This window comes from Zongyangia hominis (assembly GCF_014385095.1).
Classification (GTDB): Bacteria; Bacillota; Clostridia; order Oscillospirales; family Ruminococcaceae; genus Zongyangia; species Zongyangia hominis.
Map to the genome: position 1 here is coordinate 593,457 of NZ_JACRTC010000001.1, position 14,604 is coordinate 608,060.

13 protein-coding genes are annotated in these 14,604 nt (G+C 54.2%); 2 read left to right on the top strand and 11 right to left on the bottom strand.

The window, feature by feature from the left end:
- Nucleotides 1-28: 28 nt before the first annotated feature.
- The 5 genes from dxr to pyrH form a co-directional block, all read right to left on the bottom strand.
- Nucleotides 29-1,180, bottom strand: a complete 1,152-nt coding sequence (gene dxr / locus H8709_RS02595; RefSeq protein WP_262396807.1) for a 1-deoxy-D-xylulose-5-phosphate reductoisomerase — start codon at nucleotides 1,178-1,180, stop codon at nucleotides 29-31.
- A 145-nt stretch (nucleotides 1,181-1,325) separates the two neighbouring features.
- On the bottom strand, nucleotides 1,326-2,171 hold the full coding sequence (locus H8709_RS02600; protein ID WP_262396808.1) for a phosphatidate cytidylyltransferase: 846 nt from the start codon (nucleotides 2,169-2,171) through the stop codon (nucleotides 1,326-1,328).
- A 72-nt stretch (nucleotides 2,172-2,243) separates the two neighbouring features.
- A complete protein-coding gene (locus H8709_RS02605; RefSeq protein WP_262396809.1) occupies nucleotides 2,244-2,975 on the bottom strand; it encodes an isoprenyl transferase in 732 nt (243 codons plus the stop codon).
- A 42-nt stretch (nucleotides 2,976-3,017) separates the two neighbouring features.
- The gene (gene frr / locus H8709_RS02610; protein WP_262396810.1) at nucleotides 3,018-3,572 is read right to left on the bottom strand and encodes a ribosome recycling factor; all 555 of its coding nucleotides are present in this window, start codon (nucleotides 3,570-3,572) and stop codon (nucleotides 3,018-3,020) included.
- 5 nt (nucleotides 3,573-3,577) lie between these two features.
- Entirely contained in the window at nucleotides 3,578-4,288 is a 711-nt protein-coding gene (pyrH, locus tag H8709_RS02615) for a UMP kinase (RefSeq protein ID WP_262396811.1), read from the bottom strand.
- Nucleotides 4,289-4,621: 333 nt separating this feature from the next.
- On the opposite strand from pyrH, the gene H8709_RS02620 reads away from it, so the two are divergent.
- Nucleotides 4,622-6,316: a hypothetical protein gene (locus H8709_RS02620; RefSeq protein ID WP_262396812.1), complete on the top strand. Its 1,695-nt coding sequence runs from the start codon at nucleotides 4,622-4,624 to the stop codon at nucleotides 6,314-6,316.
- 67 nt (nucleotides 6,317-6,383) lie between these two features.
- Here the strand turns inward: H8709_RS02620 and tsf are convergent, their stop codons facing one another.
- The 3 genes from tsf to H8709_RS02635 form a co-directional block, all read right to left on the bottom strand.
- Nucleotides 6,384-7,298, bottom strand: coding sequence for a translation elongation factor Ts (gene tsf, locus H8709_RS02625; protein WP_262396813.1), 915 nt, complete (start codon nucleotides 7,296-7,298; stop codon nucleotides 6,384-6,386).
- Nucleotides 7,299-7,404: 106 nt separating this feature from the next.
- Nucleotides 7,405-8,139 carry a 30S ribosomal protein S2 gene (rpsB, locus tag H8709_RS02630; RefSeq protein WP_262396814.1) on the bottom strand — a complete coding sequence of 245 codons (735 nt, stop codon included), beginning with the start codon at nucleotides 8,137-8,139 and terminating at the stop codon, nucleotides 7,405-7,407.
- Between the two features lie 224 nt (nucleotides 8,140-8,363).
- Nucleotides 8,364-8,654 carry a YlmC/YmxH family sporulation protein gene (locus H8709_RS02635; protein WP_262396815.1) on the bottom strand — a complete coding sequence of 97 codons (291 nt, stop codon included), beginning with the start codon at nucleotides 8,652-8,654 and terminating at the stop codon, nucleotides 8,364-8,366.
- 155 nt (nucleotides 8,655-8,809) lie between these two features.
- Here H8709_RS02635 and sigG point away from each other — a divergent pair, with 155 nt between their 5' ends.
- Entirely contained in the window at nucleotides 8,810-9,580 is a 771-nt protein-coding gene (gene sigG / locus H8709_RS02640; RefSeq protein WP_262396816.1) for an RNA polymerase sporulation sigma factor SigG, read from the top strand.
- Nucleotides 9,581-9,639: 59 nt separating this feature from the next.
- On the opposite strand, the gene H8709_RS02645 is transcribed toward sigG, so the two are convergent.
- Genes H8709_RS02645 through H8709_RS02655 form a run of 3 tightly spaced genes read right to left on the bottom strand, consistent with a single transcriptional unit; the run spans nucleotide 9,640 to nucleotide 14,491 of the window.
- Nucleotides 9,640-13,185 (bottom strand): FtsX-like permease family protein, encoded by a 3,546-nt coding sequence (locus tag H8709_RS02645; protein ID WP_262396817.1) that lies wholly within the window; start codon nucleotides 13,183-13,185, stop codon nucleotides 9,640-9,642.
- The gene (locus H8709_RS02650) at nucleotides 13,186-13,890 is read right to left on the bottom strand and encodes an ABC transporter ATP-binding protein (protein ID WP_262396818.1); all 705 of its coding nucleotides are present in this window, start codon (nucleotides 13,888-13,890) and stop codon (nucleotides 13,186-13,188) included.
- Entirely contained in the window at nucleotides 13,856-14,491 is a 636-nt protein-coding gene (locus H8709_RS02655; RefSeq protein ID WP_262396819.1) for a TetR/AcrR family transcriptional regulator, read from the bottom strand. Before H8709_RS02655 ends, H8709_RS02650 begins: the two co-directional genes overlap by 35 nt.
- Between the last annotated feature and the right edge of the window lie 113 nt (nucleotides 14,492-14,604).

A 14,604-nucleotide genomic window follows, 5' to 3' on the forward strand; every position in this document is an offset into this window, starting at 1 on the left:
ATCTTCCTTTCCAATCTATGAAACGTTGTCAACCGATTTGCGCCCGCACAAAAGCCCGGGCCGCCCCGTCCGCCCTTTTGATGTCCTCCATACTGTTTGCTTCTTTTCTATATTCTGTCAGGGAGAGCGACGCTTCCACCAGCTCCCCAATTTTGAGAAAGGGGATTTTCTTCTGTAAAAAGAGGCCGACCGCCTCCTCATTGGCCCCATTGACCACGCATGGCATCAGCCCCCCCATCTCGATGGCCCGCACACAGCTGCGCAGGCAGTCAAAGGTCTCGAAATCGGGCGGGTAGAAGGTAAGGCTCCCGTATTCGGTCAGGGAGAGAGGCCGGGTCTTCCCCGGCAGACGCTCGGGATAGGTCAGCGCCAGCTGAATGGGCAGCCGCATGTCCGGCACCCCCATCTGGGCAATGACCGAACCGTCGGCAAATTCCACCGCCGAGTGGACCACGCTTTCCCGGTGGACCACAATCTCCACCTGCTCGGGGCGAAGGCCGAAAAGCCAGACCGCCTCGATGAGCTCCAAGCCCTTGTTCATCAGGGTGGCGGAATCCACGGTGATCTTCCCGCCCATATTCCAGGTGGGATGTCGCAGGGTGTCCTCCACCGATATTCTTTGTAAATCTTCCTTTTTCATACCGAAAAAGGGACCGCCCGACGCGGTCAATAGAATTTTTTGGAGGTGCTCCCGATGGCCGTCCCCCCAAAGGCACTGAAAAATGGCCGAATGCTCGCTGTCCACCGGCAGAATTTGCGCGCCGGTGCGCTGGGCGGTCTCTAAGACCAGCCGCCCGCCGGCCACCAAGGACTCCTTGTTGGCAAGCGCCAGCGTCTTCCCAGCTTCCAGCGCCGCCATGGTGGGGACAAGCCCCGCGATGCCGACAACGGCGTTGACGATGATGTCGTTTTCTTCTAAGGACGCGGCCTCTTTGAGACCCTCCTCCCCGCACAGCACCGATACCGGCAGATCCCGCAGCCGCTCGGCAAGCGCCCGGGCGGCGCTTTCGTTGGCCACCGCCACATATGGGGGCCGGTACTTGCGCGCCTGCTCCTCCAGAAGATCAATGCTGCTGTTGGCGCTCAGGACCGTCACTTCATAACCCAGATGGTCGATGACGTCCAGGGTCTGGGTTCCAATGGAGCCTGTCGACCCCAGAACCGCTATCTTTTTTGCCATGATATTTCCTTACTCCATTTCCTGTGAACCAAGGACTTTCCCCGGTCCCACCGCTATAAAACAAAGCACACTTATCAGCTGACGATGATAAGTGCCGCTTCTTTGGAAAGTTCTTTTTCTTTCTTTGACCTCCGTGACGCTTGCTTTACGCCAACCGAATCAGCGTCAGATACTGCACCGCCACGTAAAACATAGGCGACACAAACAGGATGCTATCGAACCGGTCCATAATGCCGCCGTGTCCGGGCATGATGGTGCCGAAATCCTTGATGCCGCACTGTCTCTTTATAATAGATGCGGAAAGATCGCCAACTATGCTAAGAAGTGAACCGATGGGCGCGAGAAGCAATAGCATCGGGTAGTTGACCGCCACCTTGATGTCAAAAAGCGCCCCGCATAGGTAGGTATAGAGAAGTCCAAACAGCACAAAAAACACGGTACAGGTGACAAGTCCGCCAATGGCGCCTTCCACCGTCTTTTTCGGGCTGATCTTGGGGGCCAGCTTCCGCTTGCCCCAGGCCCGGCCCACAAAATAGGCCCCGGAATCGGAGACCCAGGCCGCCGCCAGGGTGAGAATCAGGCAGAAAATGCCCAGCGTCGTGTTTTGCAGCGCATCCCGGATGTTGACAAGGCTCAAGAAGGAAAACGGGATGCAGATGGAGACCATAAAGGCCATCCCTACCTCCCCGATTTTGAGGCTTTCATGCTGGCGCAGCAGAATGAGAAACAGGGTCAGCACAAAGATTAAGCAACCCATGGCGATGAACTTAAAGGCTATTAGGAGCTTGAAGAAGGGCACACTGGCCGCAAAGAGCAGGCAAATGCCTGTGAGCACCTTGTGCTGGGTGCATTTGGTGGCGAGCAGGACTTCATGGACAGCAATGGTCGAAATGGCGCTGATCACGATATTTAAAACAATGGTATCATAGCAAAAAAGGACAATAGCCAGAATTATGAGTCCAACTCCGGCCGAAATAAGACGTTGTTTCATCATTAGCTCCATTCCGCCGTGATGCCCCGGCAAGATCTGTCTTCGCATTGTGCCCGGGATCGATCCCCGGCGCTAGATGCCGCCGAAGCGGCGGCTGCGGCTATTGTAGATAGAGATGGCCTCCTCCAGATGTTTGGGGGTAAAATCGGGCCAAAGAATGTCCATCATCACAAATTCCGCATAGGCGCACTGCCACAAAAGGAAATTGGAAATGCGGTATTCCCCACTGGGACGGATAATGAGATCCGGGTCGGGCTGTCCCGACGTGTAGAGCGCGTCGGACACGGTTCTCTCGTCGATGTCCTCCACCCGCAGGTCCCCGTCCTTGACCTGCTGGGCCAGCTTTCTCGCCGCCTGGACGATCTCCTGGCGCCCGCCGTAATTAAGGGCCACATTCACCGTCAGCCCCGTGGCGTCCCGGCTGCCCTCCTCCGCCTCGGCCATCAGCTCCTGGATGTCCGCGTCCAGCGGACGGCGGTCCCCGATAAAGATGGAGCGGATGTTGTCGTCCTTGTGGGAAAAGGCGTTGTGCAGGTAGTCCCGCAGCAAATTCATGATGGCGTCCACCTCGTCCTGGGGGCGCTTCCAATTTTCTGTGGAAAAAGCGTACACAGTAAGGTAGGGAATCCCAATCTCCTGACAATACTGCGTGATTGTCCGAAAGGTTTCCGCGCCCTTACTGTGTCCAGCCTTTCTGGGAAGGCCGCGCTTTTTTGCCCATCTGCCGTTGCCGTCCATGATGATGCCGATGTGTTGGGGCAAAATTCTAGGAGCGGCTTCCTTTTTGGCAAAAAAACGCGGCATATTCCCCTTCTCCTTTGCACTTGTTAAAATTGAATTGATGCGTTAGATGGAGAGAATCTCCTTCTCCTTGGCGGCGGACATCCCATCGATATCCTTGACATATTTGTCCGTCAAGTCCTGCATTTCCTTCTCATAATCCTTCAGGTCGTCTTCGCTGAGCTCATTTTTCTTTTTCATGGCTTTGAACTTGTCGTTGGCGTCCCGGCGGATGGCGCGGATGGCAACCTTGCCTTCCTCGGCGAGCTTGCGCACGTCCTTGCACAGCTCTTTACGGCGCTCCTCCGTCAACTGCGGGAACGCGATGCGCAGCACATTGCCGTCGTTGGTGGGATTGATACCCAGTTCCGACTTTTGGATGGCCTTCTCGATCATTTTCAGTGTACTTTTGTCCCAGGGCTGGATAACCAAGATCCGGGCCTCCGCCACCGAAATGGCCGCCATCTGATTGATGGGGGTGGGTACGCCGTAATAATCGGCCGTGATTTTGTCAAGCACCGCGGGATTGGCACGTCCCGCACGGATGGCATCGAACTCGCCTTTGAGCACCTTGATGGTTTTGCCCATCTTTTCGTCGTATACTTTGAAGTCTTCTCTCATGGTTCTTAATCCTCCTTGACAATTGTGCCGATCTCTTCACCAATCAGCGCTTTATAAATATTATCCGGATCGGATAAACTGAACACCATAATGGGGATGTCGTTATCTTTGCACATGGTAGCGGCCGTCAGGTCCATGACAGCCAGCTCTTTGTCCAGCACCTCTTTGAAGGTGAGATTGTCGTATTTGACCGCATCCTTATTCTTGGCCGGATCGCTGTCGTATACACCGTCCACCATGGTTGCCTTAAAGATGATGTCCGCGTCAATTTCAGCCGCCCGCAGTGAGGAGGCCGTATCGGTGGAAAAGAAGGGATTGCCGGTGCCGCAGCCGAAGATGACGACCCGGCCCTTTTCCAAATGGCGGACCGCCCGGTTGCGGATATAGGGCTCCGCTACCTGCTGCATGGAGATGGCGGTCTGTACCCGGACGACCACGCCCAGCTGTTCCAGGGCGTCGGCCAATGCCAGGGCGTTGATGACGGTAGCCAGCATACCCATATGATCGGCGCGGGTGCGGTCCATCTTACCGCTGGAGCGGCCTCTCCAGAAGTTGCCGCCACCGACTACGATGGCGATCTCAGCGCCCACATCCACGCATTTTTTGATACCTTTGCATATTTCATAGACCGTATCGTAATCCAAACCGAATTTGTTGTTGCCTGCCAGAGCTTCGCCGGAAAGTTTGAGTAGAACTCTTTTGTACTTCGGCTGCATATTTCACACTCCTTGGTCTTTTCAGGATTTTCCTTCGATCTCTATTATTTTACAATAACCGGACAGTGATGTAAAGACTATCAAACCCAAAGAATTGTAAAAGTATTTCTTTCGGATATTATAGTGAACCTGCCGCTGATATTTTGGTAATATTGCTTATCTTTATACAAAACCCAGTCCCCAAGTTATTTCTTGTGCCCTATTTTTCCCATTTCTTACTTTTCTTCCAGCCTGGGCCCACTCCCCCTCGCCCATGGACACCTAGGGTGATCTTTGCCATGCTTGTCTTTCTCGCCTTCTTCTCTTATAATTGATAAAAAGGAGGGGATACAGATGGAAACGATGATGGAGAAAAGAAAGATGACTGTCTCATTCCTCATTCTATCTCTTGCTTTTTTGCTGTTATGCATCCGATGTTTCTATGGCTTTGACTGGTCCGACGAGACCTATTATCTCGCTCTTCCCTATCGCTTTGTCCTGGGCGATCAATTTTTTCTGCACTCCTGGGATATCCATCAGCTGAGCGCCATGCTCCTCGTACCCTTCGTCCGCCTTTATACTTTTATTGTGGGATCGACAGAAGGCATCCTTTTATCCTTTCGCCTATTGTATACGGTTTTGCAGTTTATCATTGCCATCACCGCTTTCTCAGTTTTCAAAAAGCATTTTTCCATCGTGGCCTCCCTATTATCCTCCCTCAGCTATCTACTGTTTACCCCCGCTCAGATTCAAAATTTTTCCTACAATACACTCTCCCTCAGCTTTTTGTTCCTGGCTATTTTATCTTTTCTCTCCCATAAGAAAGGGGGATTTCTCTTTCTTTCCGGTATTTTTTTCGCGCTCGCCGTCCAGTGTTACCCCTTTCTTGTGATTTTTGTTCCCGTAATAATGGTCCCGCTCTTCTTCCTATTCTTACGCGGCTGTGACAAACGAAAGGTGGTTTTTTCTCTTCTTCTGTTTGCCGGGGGCTGTCTGCTGGTGCTCGCGCTTTTACTTTGCAATCTCGTGATGCATTCCTCTTTTTCTGCACTGATTCACCATCTGCCCTACCTCATCACCGACCCGGAACATCCGTCGCGGGGCTTGCTCCAGCCGTTGTATGCCTATTTCTTCTCCTATTTCTCCAACTATGCCTTTTTGCTGATCATAAGTGGCGCCAGCATCGCTTCCTTTCTGCTCCTTAAACAAATTCTGCCAGAAGGGCGGCGGCTTCTTTTACGAAAATTACTCTTTGTCATCGCTTCCGCCCTCTTGCTATTGGAAATCTTTCGAGCTTTCTTTATGAAAGATATTGGAGTCAACCGGGTTCATCTTTTTCTGATTCCATTTGCCTTGACCGGCCCCTTATTCTTTTTAGCTTGCAAGGATTTCCGCCATCATTTCACGCCTTTCCTGTTATGGGGATCTGGCATCCTTTTCTCCCTTGCTGTCAGCTATGGGACCAACAACGGCTACTCTTTTTTCTCGTTCCCTTTTATTTTCTGTACCGTCGCTGTCATCCTCCTGATATCTCAAATAATTCCAGAGCTTTTTCCCAATTCGATTCCCCTCCGGGCTGCTTTCCCGCTATTTTTATGTTGCTTCATTGCACTGATCGGCACTTTGCGCATCACAATTGTTTATAGAGACGGCCCGGTTTCGTCTCTAACAGCCCAGCTTCAACACGGCCCCGGCGCTTATCTCTTTACAACCCAAGAGCAGCAGCAAAAATATCAATCCATCATCCACGCTTTTTCCTATCTACCTGAGGAGGGGACCGTTCTCTTTACTAAGCTGCTTCCCTTCGGTTACCTCGCTACAACCGCGGCGCCCGCCTCCCCTTCGATCTGGCGCACCCCGCTTGAGAGTGAACGCCTCCTCCAGTATTACCGCCTTCATCCGGAGAAACTGCCCGACTGCGTCTTTGTTGTCAAGGACGGATATGGTATCACCAACGAACACAATCCCCTAAGCGTATTTTTTGAGGAGTATTTGGAAGATTTTGAGGCCATCAATCTTGACAGCGCCACCGTTTATATCAAAAAATGATATTTCCTCCGGGGCAGCAAAAAAGGGCTTATCCCTCTTTTGGGATAAGCCCTTTTTAAAAGCGAAATTATTTCATCATGCTGGCAACTTCATCAGCGAAGTTGTCTTCTCTCTTCTCCAGGCCCTCGCCCTTTTCAAAGCGGACAAAGGAAACGAGCTTGATCTCGCTGCCCAGCTCTTTGGCGGTGTTGGCCACATATTTGCCGACGGTGATATCGCCGTCTTTGACAAAGGGCTGCTCCACCAGGCAGACTTCCTTGTAGAACTTGCCGATTCTGCCCATGACCATTTTCTCAGCGATGTTGGCGGGCTTGCCTTCGTTCATGGCCTGCGCGGTAAGGATTTCTTTCTCCTTTTCCACCACGTCGGCAGGAACGTCCTCTTTGTTCAGATACTGAGGCGCAACCGCGGCGATCTGCATGGCGATATCCTTGGCAAAGCTCTTGAACTCGTCTTTAGCGGCAACGGCGCTGTCCACGTCGAACTTGACCATAACGCCGATTCTTCCGCCGCCATGGATGTAGGTGCACAGCTCGCCTTCCAGACGGGCAAAGCGACGGACCTTCATGTTCTCGCCGATGACGAGAATCTTGTCGCGCAGCACTTCTTCCACCGTCATGTCGGAGCCGGCCGCTTTGCATTTGAGCAGCGCGTCCACATCGGCGGGGTTCTCTTCGATGGCAGTTTTAGCAAAGGAATCTACCATCGCGACGAAATCGGAGTTCTTGGCGACAAAGTCGGTCTCCGCGTTGACTTCGATCATGACGCCCACCTTTTTGGCGTCGTCAACCAGGGCATAGACAAGTCCCTCGGCAGCGATACGGGTCGCTTTCTTCGCCGCAGCGGCCAGTCCCTTTTCACGAAGGATTTCAATTGCCTTGTCCATATCGCCGTCGGTCTGAGACAGCGCTTTTTTACAATCCATCATTCCACAGCCGGTTCTCTCGCGGAGCGCTTTTACATCGCTTGCTGTAAATGCCATAGTTTACATCCTCCTATGTTTCATTCTCAATATTTCGATCTCTTACAATAGGAATGCCCGGGCAACTGCACGGGCATTCTCTTCATAGACAAAAAGTGCGTACGCCTTATGCGTTGGCCGCTTCCTCTTCTTTTTCAGCCGCGGCCTCTTCCACCTGCTCGCCCTGTTTGCCCTCAAGGATGGCGTTGGCCATAGTCTGAGCAATCAGTTTGACAGCGCGGATGGCGTCGTCGTTGCCGGGGATGACGTAGTCAATCTCGTCGGGGTCGCAGTTGGTATCAACAATGGCGACAATGGGAATACCCAGTTTCTTCGCTTCCGCAACGGCGATTCTCTCTTTTCTCGGGTCGACGATGAACAGAGCGCCGGGGAGCTTTTTCATGGTCTTGATGCCGCCCATGAATTTTTCCAGTTTTTCAATCTCAAGGTTCAGTTTGATGACCTCTTTTTTGGGCAGACGGTCAAAGGTGCCGTCCTCCTCCATGGTGCGCAGCTGCGCGAGGCGGTCGATTCTGCGGCGGATAGTCTTGAAGTTGGTGAGCATGCCGCCCAGCCATCTGGCGTTGACGAAGTTGGCGCCTGCGCGCTCAGCCTCTTCCTTGATGGACTCGCCAGCCTGTTTTTTGGTTCCTACAAACAGAACGGTGTCGCCGTTGGCGGCCACGTCTCTGACAAACATGTAGGCCTCTTCCAGTTTCTTCACGGTCTTCTGCAGGTCAATGATATAGATACCATTTCTCTCCGTGAAGATGTACTTTGCCATTTTCGGGTTCCATCTTCTGGTCTGATGTCCAAAGTGAACACCGGCTTCCAGAAGCTGTTTCATAGATACTACGCCCATGTTAAAATCCTCCTTAGGTTGTTTCCTCCGTCTTACCGTTTCTGCGAAATGACCGGTCCGACGGACCAGCACCTGATTCACAGCGGCAAAACGTGTGTTTTTCCGATATATTATAGCACGTGAGAACGCTCCTTGCAAGGGTTTTTTCAGAGTTTTTTCTCTTTTCAAATCAAAACGCCCGCCCTTTTGTAAGGACAGGCGTCAACAAGACAGTACAATCTTTGTTACTTAAAAAGTCCCTCCATAAAGCCGCCGAACTTTTTCGGACGGCGGCGGGGCATATCGAAGTTAACCAGGATGATATCCTCGCCAATCACCTGGATGTTGTTCCAGGAAATGACGATATCGTCCTCCCGCCCCAGCAGCCCAAAGCACCGCAGCCTGCCATAAACGATGATCGCCACCACACAGGCGTTGCAAGTGTCGATTTCGATATCCGATACGCAGCCAAGTACGCACCCGTCCCGCACGTTGACCACGTCCTTATGTCTGAGATCTGTTATCCGGCAGCTCATCGCGCTCACTCCCTTTCCTAACATCCTATTCCCCCTTTTTCGAAAACATGTTAGTAACAATTGGAAAAATTCTAATGCATGTGTCCCAAAGAGTGTGTCCATACTGTGAGGGTAGACCGGTGGACGGTCAAAACAGCTGGATGGGAAGTGTGGGCATGTATCTGAACAAGGTAGAACTGACGGGCGTGAATACCTCCAAGTTGACAGTATTAAAAGAGGCGGAAAAGATGGAACTGCTCAAAAAGGCAAAGACCGGGGACCAGGATGCCAGAGAAAAGCTGATCAGCGGCAACCTGCGCCTGGTGTTGAGCGTGGTGCAGAAATTTGTCAACCGGGGAGAGAATCTGGACGATCTGTTCCAGGTGGGCTGTATAGGACTCATCAAGGCCATCGACAACTTCGACCCCAACCAGAACGTCCGCTTTTCCACCTACGGCGTGCCCATGATCATCGGCGAAATCCGCCGCTATCTGCGGGACAACAACGCCATCCGGGTCAGCCGCTCCATGCGGGACATCGCCTACAAGGCTATGCAGGTCAAGGAGCGGCTCATGGGCGAGGAGCTCAAGGAACCGACGGTGGAGGAAATCGCCAAGCAGATGCAGATGAAAAAAGAAGACGTGGTCCTGGCGCTGGAATCCATTGTGGAGCCCATCTCCCTCTATGAGCCGGTGTACTCCGACGGCGGGGACACCATCTATGTGATGGACCAGGTGGGGGACAAAAACGACGACACCAACTGGCTCGAGGAAATCTCCATCAAGGAGGCCATCTCCCGGCTGTCGGGGCGGGAGAAGAAGATTCTCTCCCTCCGGTTTTTCGAGGGCAAGACCCAGATGGAGGTGGCCGGTGAAATCGGCATCAGTCAGGCCCAGGTGTCCAGACTCGAAAAGGGCGCCCTGGACCGCATCAAAAAACAAATTTAAATGCTAAACACGAAAAAAGGGACGGCACAACATGCGCCGTCCCTTTTTTCGTGTCCTCCCTATTCCACCGATTTGAGGGACTCCACCATATTAATTTTTTTGAGCTTAAAATGGACCACCAGGTTGACAATCAGCGCAAAGAGCATGGTCAACAGCGCCGCGTACACAAAGCACCACAACCCGATGTCCGGGGCGAACATCACCATGTCCACCTCCGCCGTTTTGATAACAAAGCGCTCTAATAGTACCCCGGCTCCCAGCCCCGTAACCATACCCAGGAGGGCGGAAATAGTGTTTTCCCGGTAGATGTAGGCCGAGACCTCCTTATCATAGAAGCCCAGCACTTTGATGGTGGCAAGCTCCCGAATGCGCTCGTTGATGTTGATGTTGGTCAGGTTGTACAGCACGATGAAGGCCAGAGTCCCCGCCGAGAAAATCAGCACCCAGACGATGATGCCGAGGCTGTCGAGCATATCCATAAAGCGGATGGTGCTCCCCGAGGTGTAGCTGACCCCCTGGACGCCCTCCTGCTCCATTAGGTGGGAGGACAGCTCGCTCTGAGCGCTGTCCCCCTGTGCGCTGGTGTTAAAATAAACCGCGTTATAGACCGGCTCCTCCCGGAATTCCTTTTCATAGAGGGCGGGCGTCATATAGACATAGTTCATGGCGTAGTTTTCGGTGACGCCGGTAATCTTCACCTCCATGGGACGGCCGTCGGGGTGATTGAGGGTCAGGGTGTCCCCCGTCCCCAGCCCCAGCAGTTTGCCCAGCTTCTCGTTGATGATGACACCTTCGTCGGTGAGGGTCAGAGGCTTTTGGCCGATTCTCTCCCGCAGGACGATGTAATCGGAAATGTTGCCGGTGCTTTCGGGCACATAGAGATTGACGCTCTTGACCTTTTTTCCGTTTTGCGCGTCGATGCTCTTTTGCAGAGTGAAGAGGGTCCCGGTCAGCTCCGGCGTATTATCAAAATACCCGCGCAGCTCGTCAAGGCCGCCCTCGGCGTCGCCTGCCTCCACGGCGGCCACCCCATCATAGACAAAGATGTCGCCGAACTGCCGGTCCCCGATGGAGGAGATGGCATATTGCAGCCCGAACCCGGTGAGGATGAGGGCGGTACATCCGGCCACCCCCACAATGGTCATCAGCACCCGCTTTTTGTAGCGGAAGATGTTGCGCAACGTCACTTTATAGGTAAAGCTCAACTTGCTCCAGACAAAGGTCCACCGCTCAAGCAAGACTCGCTTGCCGGCCTTGGGCGCTTTGGGACGCATGAGGGCGGCCGGATTTTCCATCAGTTCCTTGTAGCAGGCGGCAAAGGCGGAAAGGCCGGTGCAGGCCGCTGCCACCAGGGTGCACCAAAAGGCGTAGTCCCAACGGAAGGGGGTCAGGGGTTTGGGCATGTTGTAGAGGATGTTGTACGCGTTGATAATGATTTGGGGGAAGAGCTGCATCCCCACCGCCAACCCCAGAGCGCTTCCCAGGACGCTCGCCAAGATGGCGTAGGAGACATATTTCATCATGATGGCGCCCCGGCCGTAGCCCAGCGCCTTCATGACGCCGATCTGGGTGCGCTGCTCCTCCACCATGCGGGTCATGGTGGTCAGACACACCAGCGCCGCCACCAGGATAAAGAAGACGGGAAAGACCGCCGCGATGGCGTCCACTTTCTGGGTGTCCTCCTGGTAGCCGGAGTAGCCGGGATTGTTGTTGCGGTCCCAAACATACCATTTGGGCAGGCTCAAGTCCTCCAAATCATATTCGGCGTCCTGAATTTTTTCCCTGGCGTCGGCGAGCTCCTGATCGGAATCCGCCTTGCCCTGGTTATAGTCGATGCGGGCCTGGGCCAAATCCTTTTCCCCCTGCTTGATGTCCGCCTGGGCGTCGGCAAGCTCCCGCTCCCCCTTTTCCTTCTCTTCCTGGAGGGTCCGCTTGCTCTCTTCCAGCTCCGCCCAGCCGTCGTCCAGCTTTTTTCTCGCCGCGTCGAGCTCGGCCTTGGCGTCATCAAGCTGGGCCTTAGCCTCGTCGAGCTTCTCTTTCGCGTCGGCAAGCTCCCGGTAGCCGTCCTCGATACCCTGTTCAAGCTGAGAAAGGCCCTCCCAGCCCGGCGCCAGCTGGGATTCCTGATCGTCGAGGGCCTCGGACATTTGGGATGTCAGCCCGTCGAGCTGCATTTTAAGTTGCTGCTTTTGGGCGCTCTCCGGGTCTAAAATGATATACTGGGTCAGCATGCCCGACACGGTGACCCCTTCCGGCAGCGTGCCCTCGGGGAGCATGGCGTCGAGCTGCCCCGCGTTCTGGATGACGCCGGACACCTCCGGCGGGAACTGGGAGGGGTCAGAAATACTCGTCTGGGCAAAGGAGGCGGAAATGCCGCTGACGCCGCCGACAAGCGTTCTGGCCCCGTCGATTTGGGCCTGCCCCGCCTCGAGCTGGGCGCGGAGAGCGCTTGCCTGGTCCTCGTATTCTTTGAGCTGGGCGAGGGCCGCTTCCTTTTGCTTCTCGTATTCTTTGCGCCCCTCTTCATATTCCTTAAGGCCCTCTTTATATTTCGCAAGACCCTCCTCGTATTCCTTCTCGCCGTCGAGGAGCTCCTTTTCGCCGTCGGCGATCTGACGCTCGGCATCGGCGATCTTATCGTTAAACTTGGCCCTCGCGTCCCGCAGCGCCTGCTTGCCATCGAGGAGCTCCTGTTCCCCGTCGGCAATCTTCTTTCGGGCGTCGGCCAGTTCTTCCTGTTGCTTGCACTCCCCTTCCGCCAAGTCGGCCTTGGCGTCGGCGATCTTCTTTTTGGCTTCGCTGTAAATTTCATCATACCGCTCCTGGGAACGGCGTTTTGCTAAGGACTCGTATTCCTCCGTGGCCTTTTCCACCGCCCGGTCGTAGCGGTCGTCGAAGGGAGAGAGCCCTTGCGTGCTTTCCAGGGTCAGAAAGACGTCGGTGTAGACCTCCGTCATAAAGTCCTCTTCGGGGATCATCATGAATGCGTCGATGACGCCGTCGCCGATGGTGGTGTTGCCCCGCTGGAAATTAATGTACCGGGGCGTCTGAACGATACCCACAATGGTGTAGGTGTCGGTTTTCAGGGTGTCGGAGAGCTCCTTTCCTTTCTCCGCCTCCAAACGGATGGTGTTACCCAGGCGAAACTGCTTTGGCGTATGGATATTTTGCTCCACCACGCATTCCCCGCTCTTTTCGGGGAGGCGTCCCTCGATGAGCAGGGGCCGGTCGATATTGTTTTCGTCGTCCCCACCCATTTGGCCGCGGGATAAGGACATAGCGTGGACAATGACGTCGGAATTTTCCCCGGTGCTGACAAACACATCGGTGGAATATCCCGGCATCATTCCCCGTATCCCCTGCATTTGGGCGATGGCGGCGATGTCGTCGTCGTTAAAGCCGAAGGTGGAAACCAGATGCAGATCCATCAGCCGGTTTTCCTCAAAATAGTCCTGGGCCGTCAGCTGCATGTCGGGACAGCTGGCCTTGACGCCGGAGAAAAAGCCGGTGCCGATGGCGATGATGCCCAAAATGGAGAGGAAACGGTTGCGGGAACGCCAAATCTCCCGCATCATCTCTTTGAATAACGCGCTTCGTTTCATCATCTACCACTCGATTTCTTCAATGGGTTTGGGGGCTTCGTTTCTTCTGATTTCCCGCACCTTGCCGTTTTTGAGCCGGATGACCCGGTCCGCCATGGGGGTGATGGCCAGGTTGTGGGTGATGACGATGACCGTCATCCCTGTGGTGTGGCAGGTGTCCTGCAAAAGCTTGAGGATGGCTTTGCCGGTGTCCGAGTCCAGCGCACCGGTTGGTTCGTCGCACAATAGCAGCTTCGGGCGCTTGGCCAGGGCCCTGGCGATGGCCACCCGCTGCTGCTCGCCGCCCGAGAGCTGGGCCGGGAAGTTATCGAGCCGCTCCCCCAGCCCCACCTGACAGAGGACCTCCGCCGCGTCCATGGGGTCCCGGCAGATCTGGGCGGCCAGCTCCACGTTTTCCTTGGCCGTCAGGTTCTGGACCAGGTTATAAAACTGAAAGACAAAGCCGATGTCAAAGCGGCGGTACTCGATGAGCTGTTTGGGGCGGTAACGGCTGATGTCCTGGCCGTCCACCAAAATTTCCCCCTCGTCACAGCGGTCCATGCCGCCCAGGATGTTGAGCACCGTTGTCTTACCCGCGCCGCTGGAGCCCACGATGACCGCGAACTCCCCCTTTTCTATGTCAAATGAAATGTCATCGGTCGCTGTGATGGTCACTTCGCCCATGCGGTAACGCTTATAGACATGTTCCAGGTGAACAAATCCCGCCATCGCTTCTTCCTTCCTTTCCTGACAAATCGGTCATGGTGCTCATACCGCCGAGCACGATGGTAATAAATTCATTGAGGCCCTGATAAAGCTGGGTGTCGTCGTCATGATATTCCCGAAACAGGCAGAGAATCCCCTCGATAATGGCGGTGGCCAGAGCTTTGGCCAATAGATGGCTTCGCATGGCTTCGGGCAGCTGGGGCAGGAACTCGTCGGTCAGGCGCTTTTGCACCACCGAAACGATGCTGCGCTTCATGTCCTCATGGTGGGAGCCGTCGCTAAAATCCGTCAGGATAAGAAATCCCTTTTTGTTTTGGCGGAAGACCTCGGCCACCGCGTCGGTGATCTGCCGGACGCTGTTGTCCGATAAATTCGTCCCTTTGGACACCCCCCAAACAAGCTGGGATAGGCTTTCCAGCGTGGGGGCCACCACCTGGTCAAAGAGATCGTCTTTCCCATGAAAATAGGCGTAGATGTTTCCCGGTGTGATACCCGAGCGCTCGGCGATCTTTCGCATGGACGCCTGCCGGTACCCCACCGTCACAAATTCCTCCTGTGCCGCTTGGAGGATTCTTTCCCTTATTTTTTCCTTCGGCCTTTGCATAATTAAACACCCGTTCATTTTTCTTTTTCTATATTATACCCCCTTTTCGCAACGGCTTCAATACTAAACAAGCGTTCAAGAATAAAGTTTCCACTCTGTTCACGGTCCCTTCT

Excerpts from the sequence above, each read along its gene's own strand:
- H8709_RS02605 (WP_262396809.1), bottom strand. The coding sequence starts at position 2,975 with ATGCCGCGTTTTTTTGCCAAAAAGGAAGCCGCTCCTAGAATTTTGCCC.
- frr (WP_262396810.1), bottom strand. The coding sequence starts at position 3,572 with ATGAGAGAAGACTTCAAAGTATACGACGAAAAGATGGGCAAAACCATC.
- H8709_RS02650 (WP_262396818.1), bottom strand. The coding sequence starts at position 13,890 with ATGGCGGGATTTGTTCACCTGGAACATGTCTATAAGCGTTACCGCATG.
- H8709_RS02655 (WP_262396819.1), bottom strand. The coding sequence starts at position 14,491 with ATGCAAAGGCCGAAGGAAAAAATAAGGGAAAGAATCCTCCAAGCGGCA.
- H8709_RS02645 (WP_262396817.1), bottom strand. The coding sequence starts at position 13,185 with ATGATGAAACGAAGCGCGTTATTCAAAGAGATGATGCGGGAGATTTGG.
- sigG (WP_262396816.1), top strand. The coding sequence starts at position 8,810 with ATGTATCTGAACAAGGTAGAACTGACGGGCGTGAATACCTCCAAGTTG.
- H8709_RS02635 (WP_262396815.1), bottom strand. The coding sequence starts at position 8,654 with ATGAGCTGCCGGATAACAGATCTCAGACATAAGGACGTGGTCAACGTG.
- dxr (WP_262396807.1), bottom strand. The coding sequence starts at position 1,180 with ATGGCAAAAAAGATAGCGGTTCTGGGGTCGACAGGCTCCATTGGAACC.
- rpsB (WP_262396814.1), bottom strand. The coding sequence starts at position 8,139 with ATGGGCGTAGTATCTATGAAACAGCTTCTGGAAGCCGGTGTTCACTTT.
- H8709_RS02600 (WP_262396808.1), bottom strand. The coding sequence starts at position 2,171 with ATGAAACAACGTCTTATTTCGGCCGGAGTTGGACTCATAATTCTGGCT.
- pyrH (WP_262396811.1), bottom strand. The coding sequence starts at position 4,288 with ATGCAGCCGAAGTACAAAAGAGTTCTACTCAAACTTTCCGGCGAAGCT.
- H8709_RS02620 (WP_262396812.1), top strand. The coding sequence starts at position 4,622 with ATGGAAACGATGATGGAGAAAAGAAAGATGACTGTCTCATTCCTCATT.
- tsf (WP_262396813.1), bottom strand. The coding sequence starts at position 7,298 with ATGGCATTTACAGCAAGCGATGTAAAAGCGCTCCGCGAGAGAACCGGC.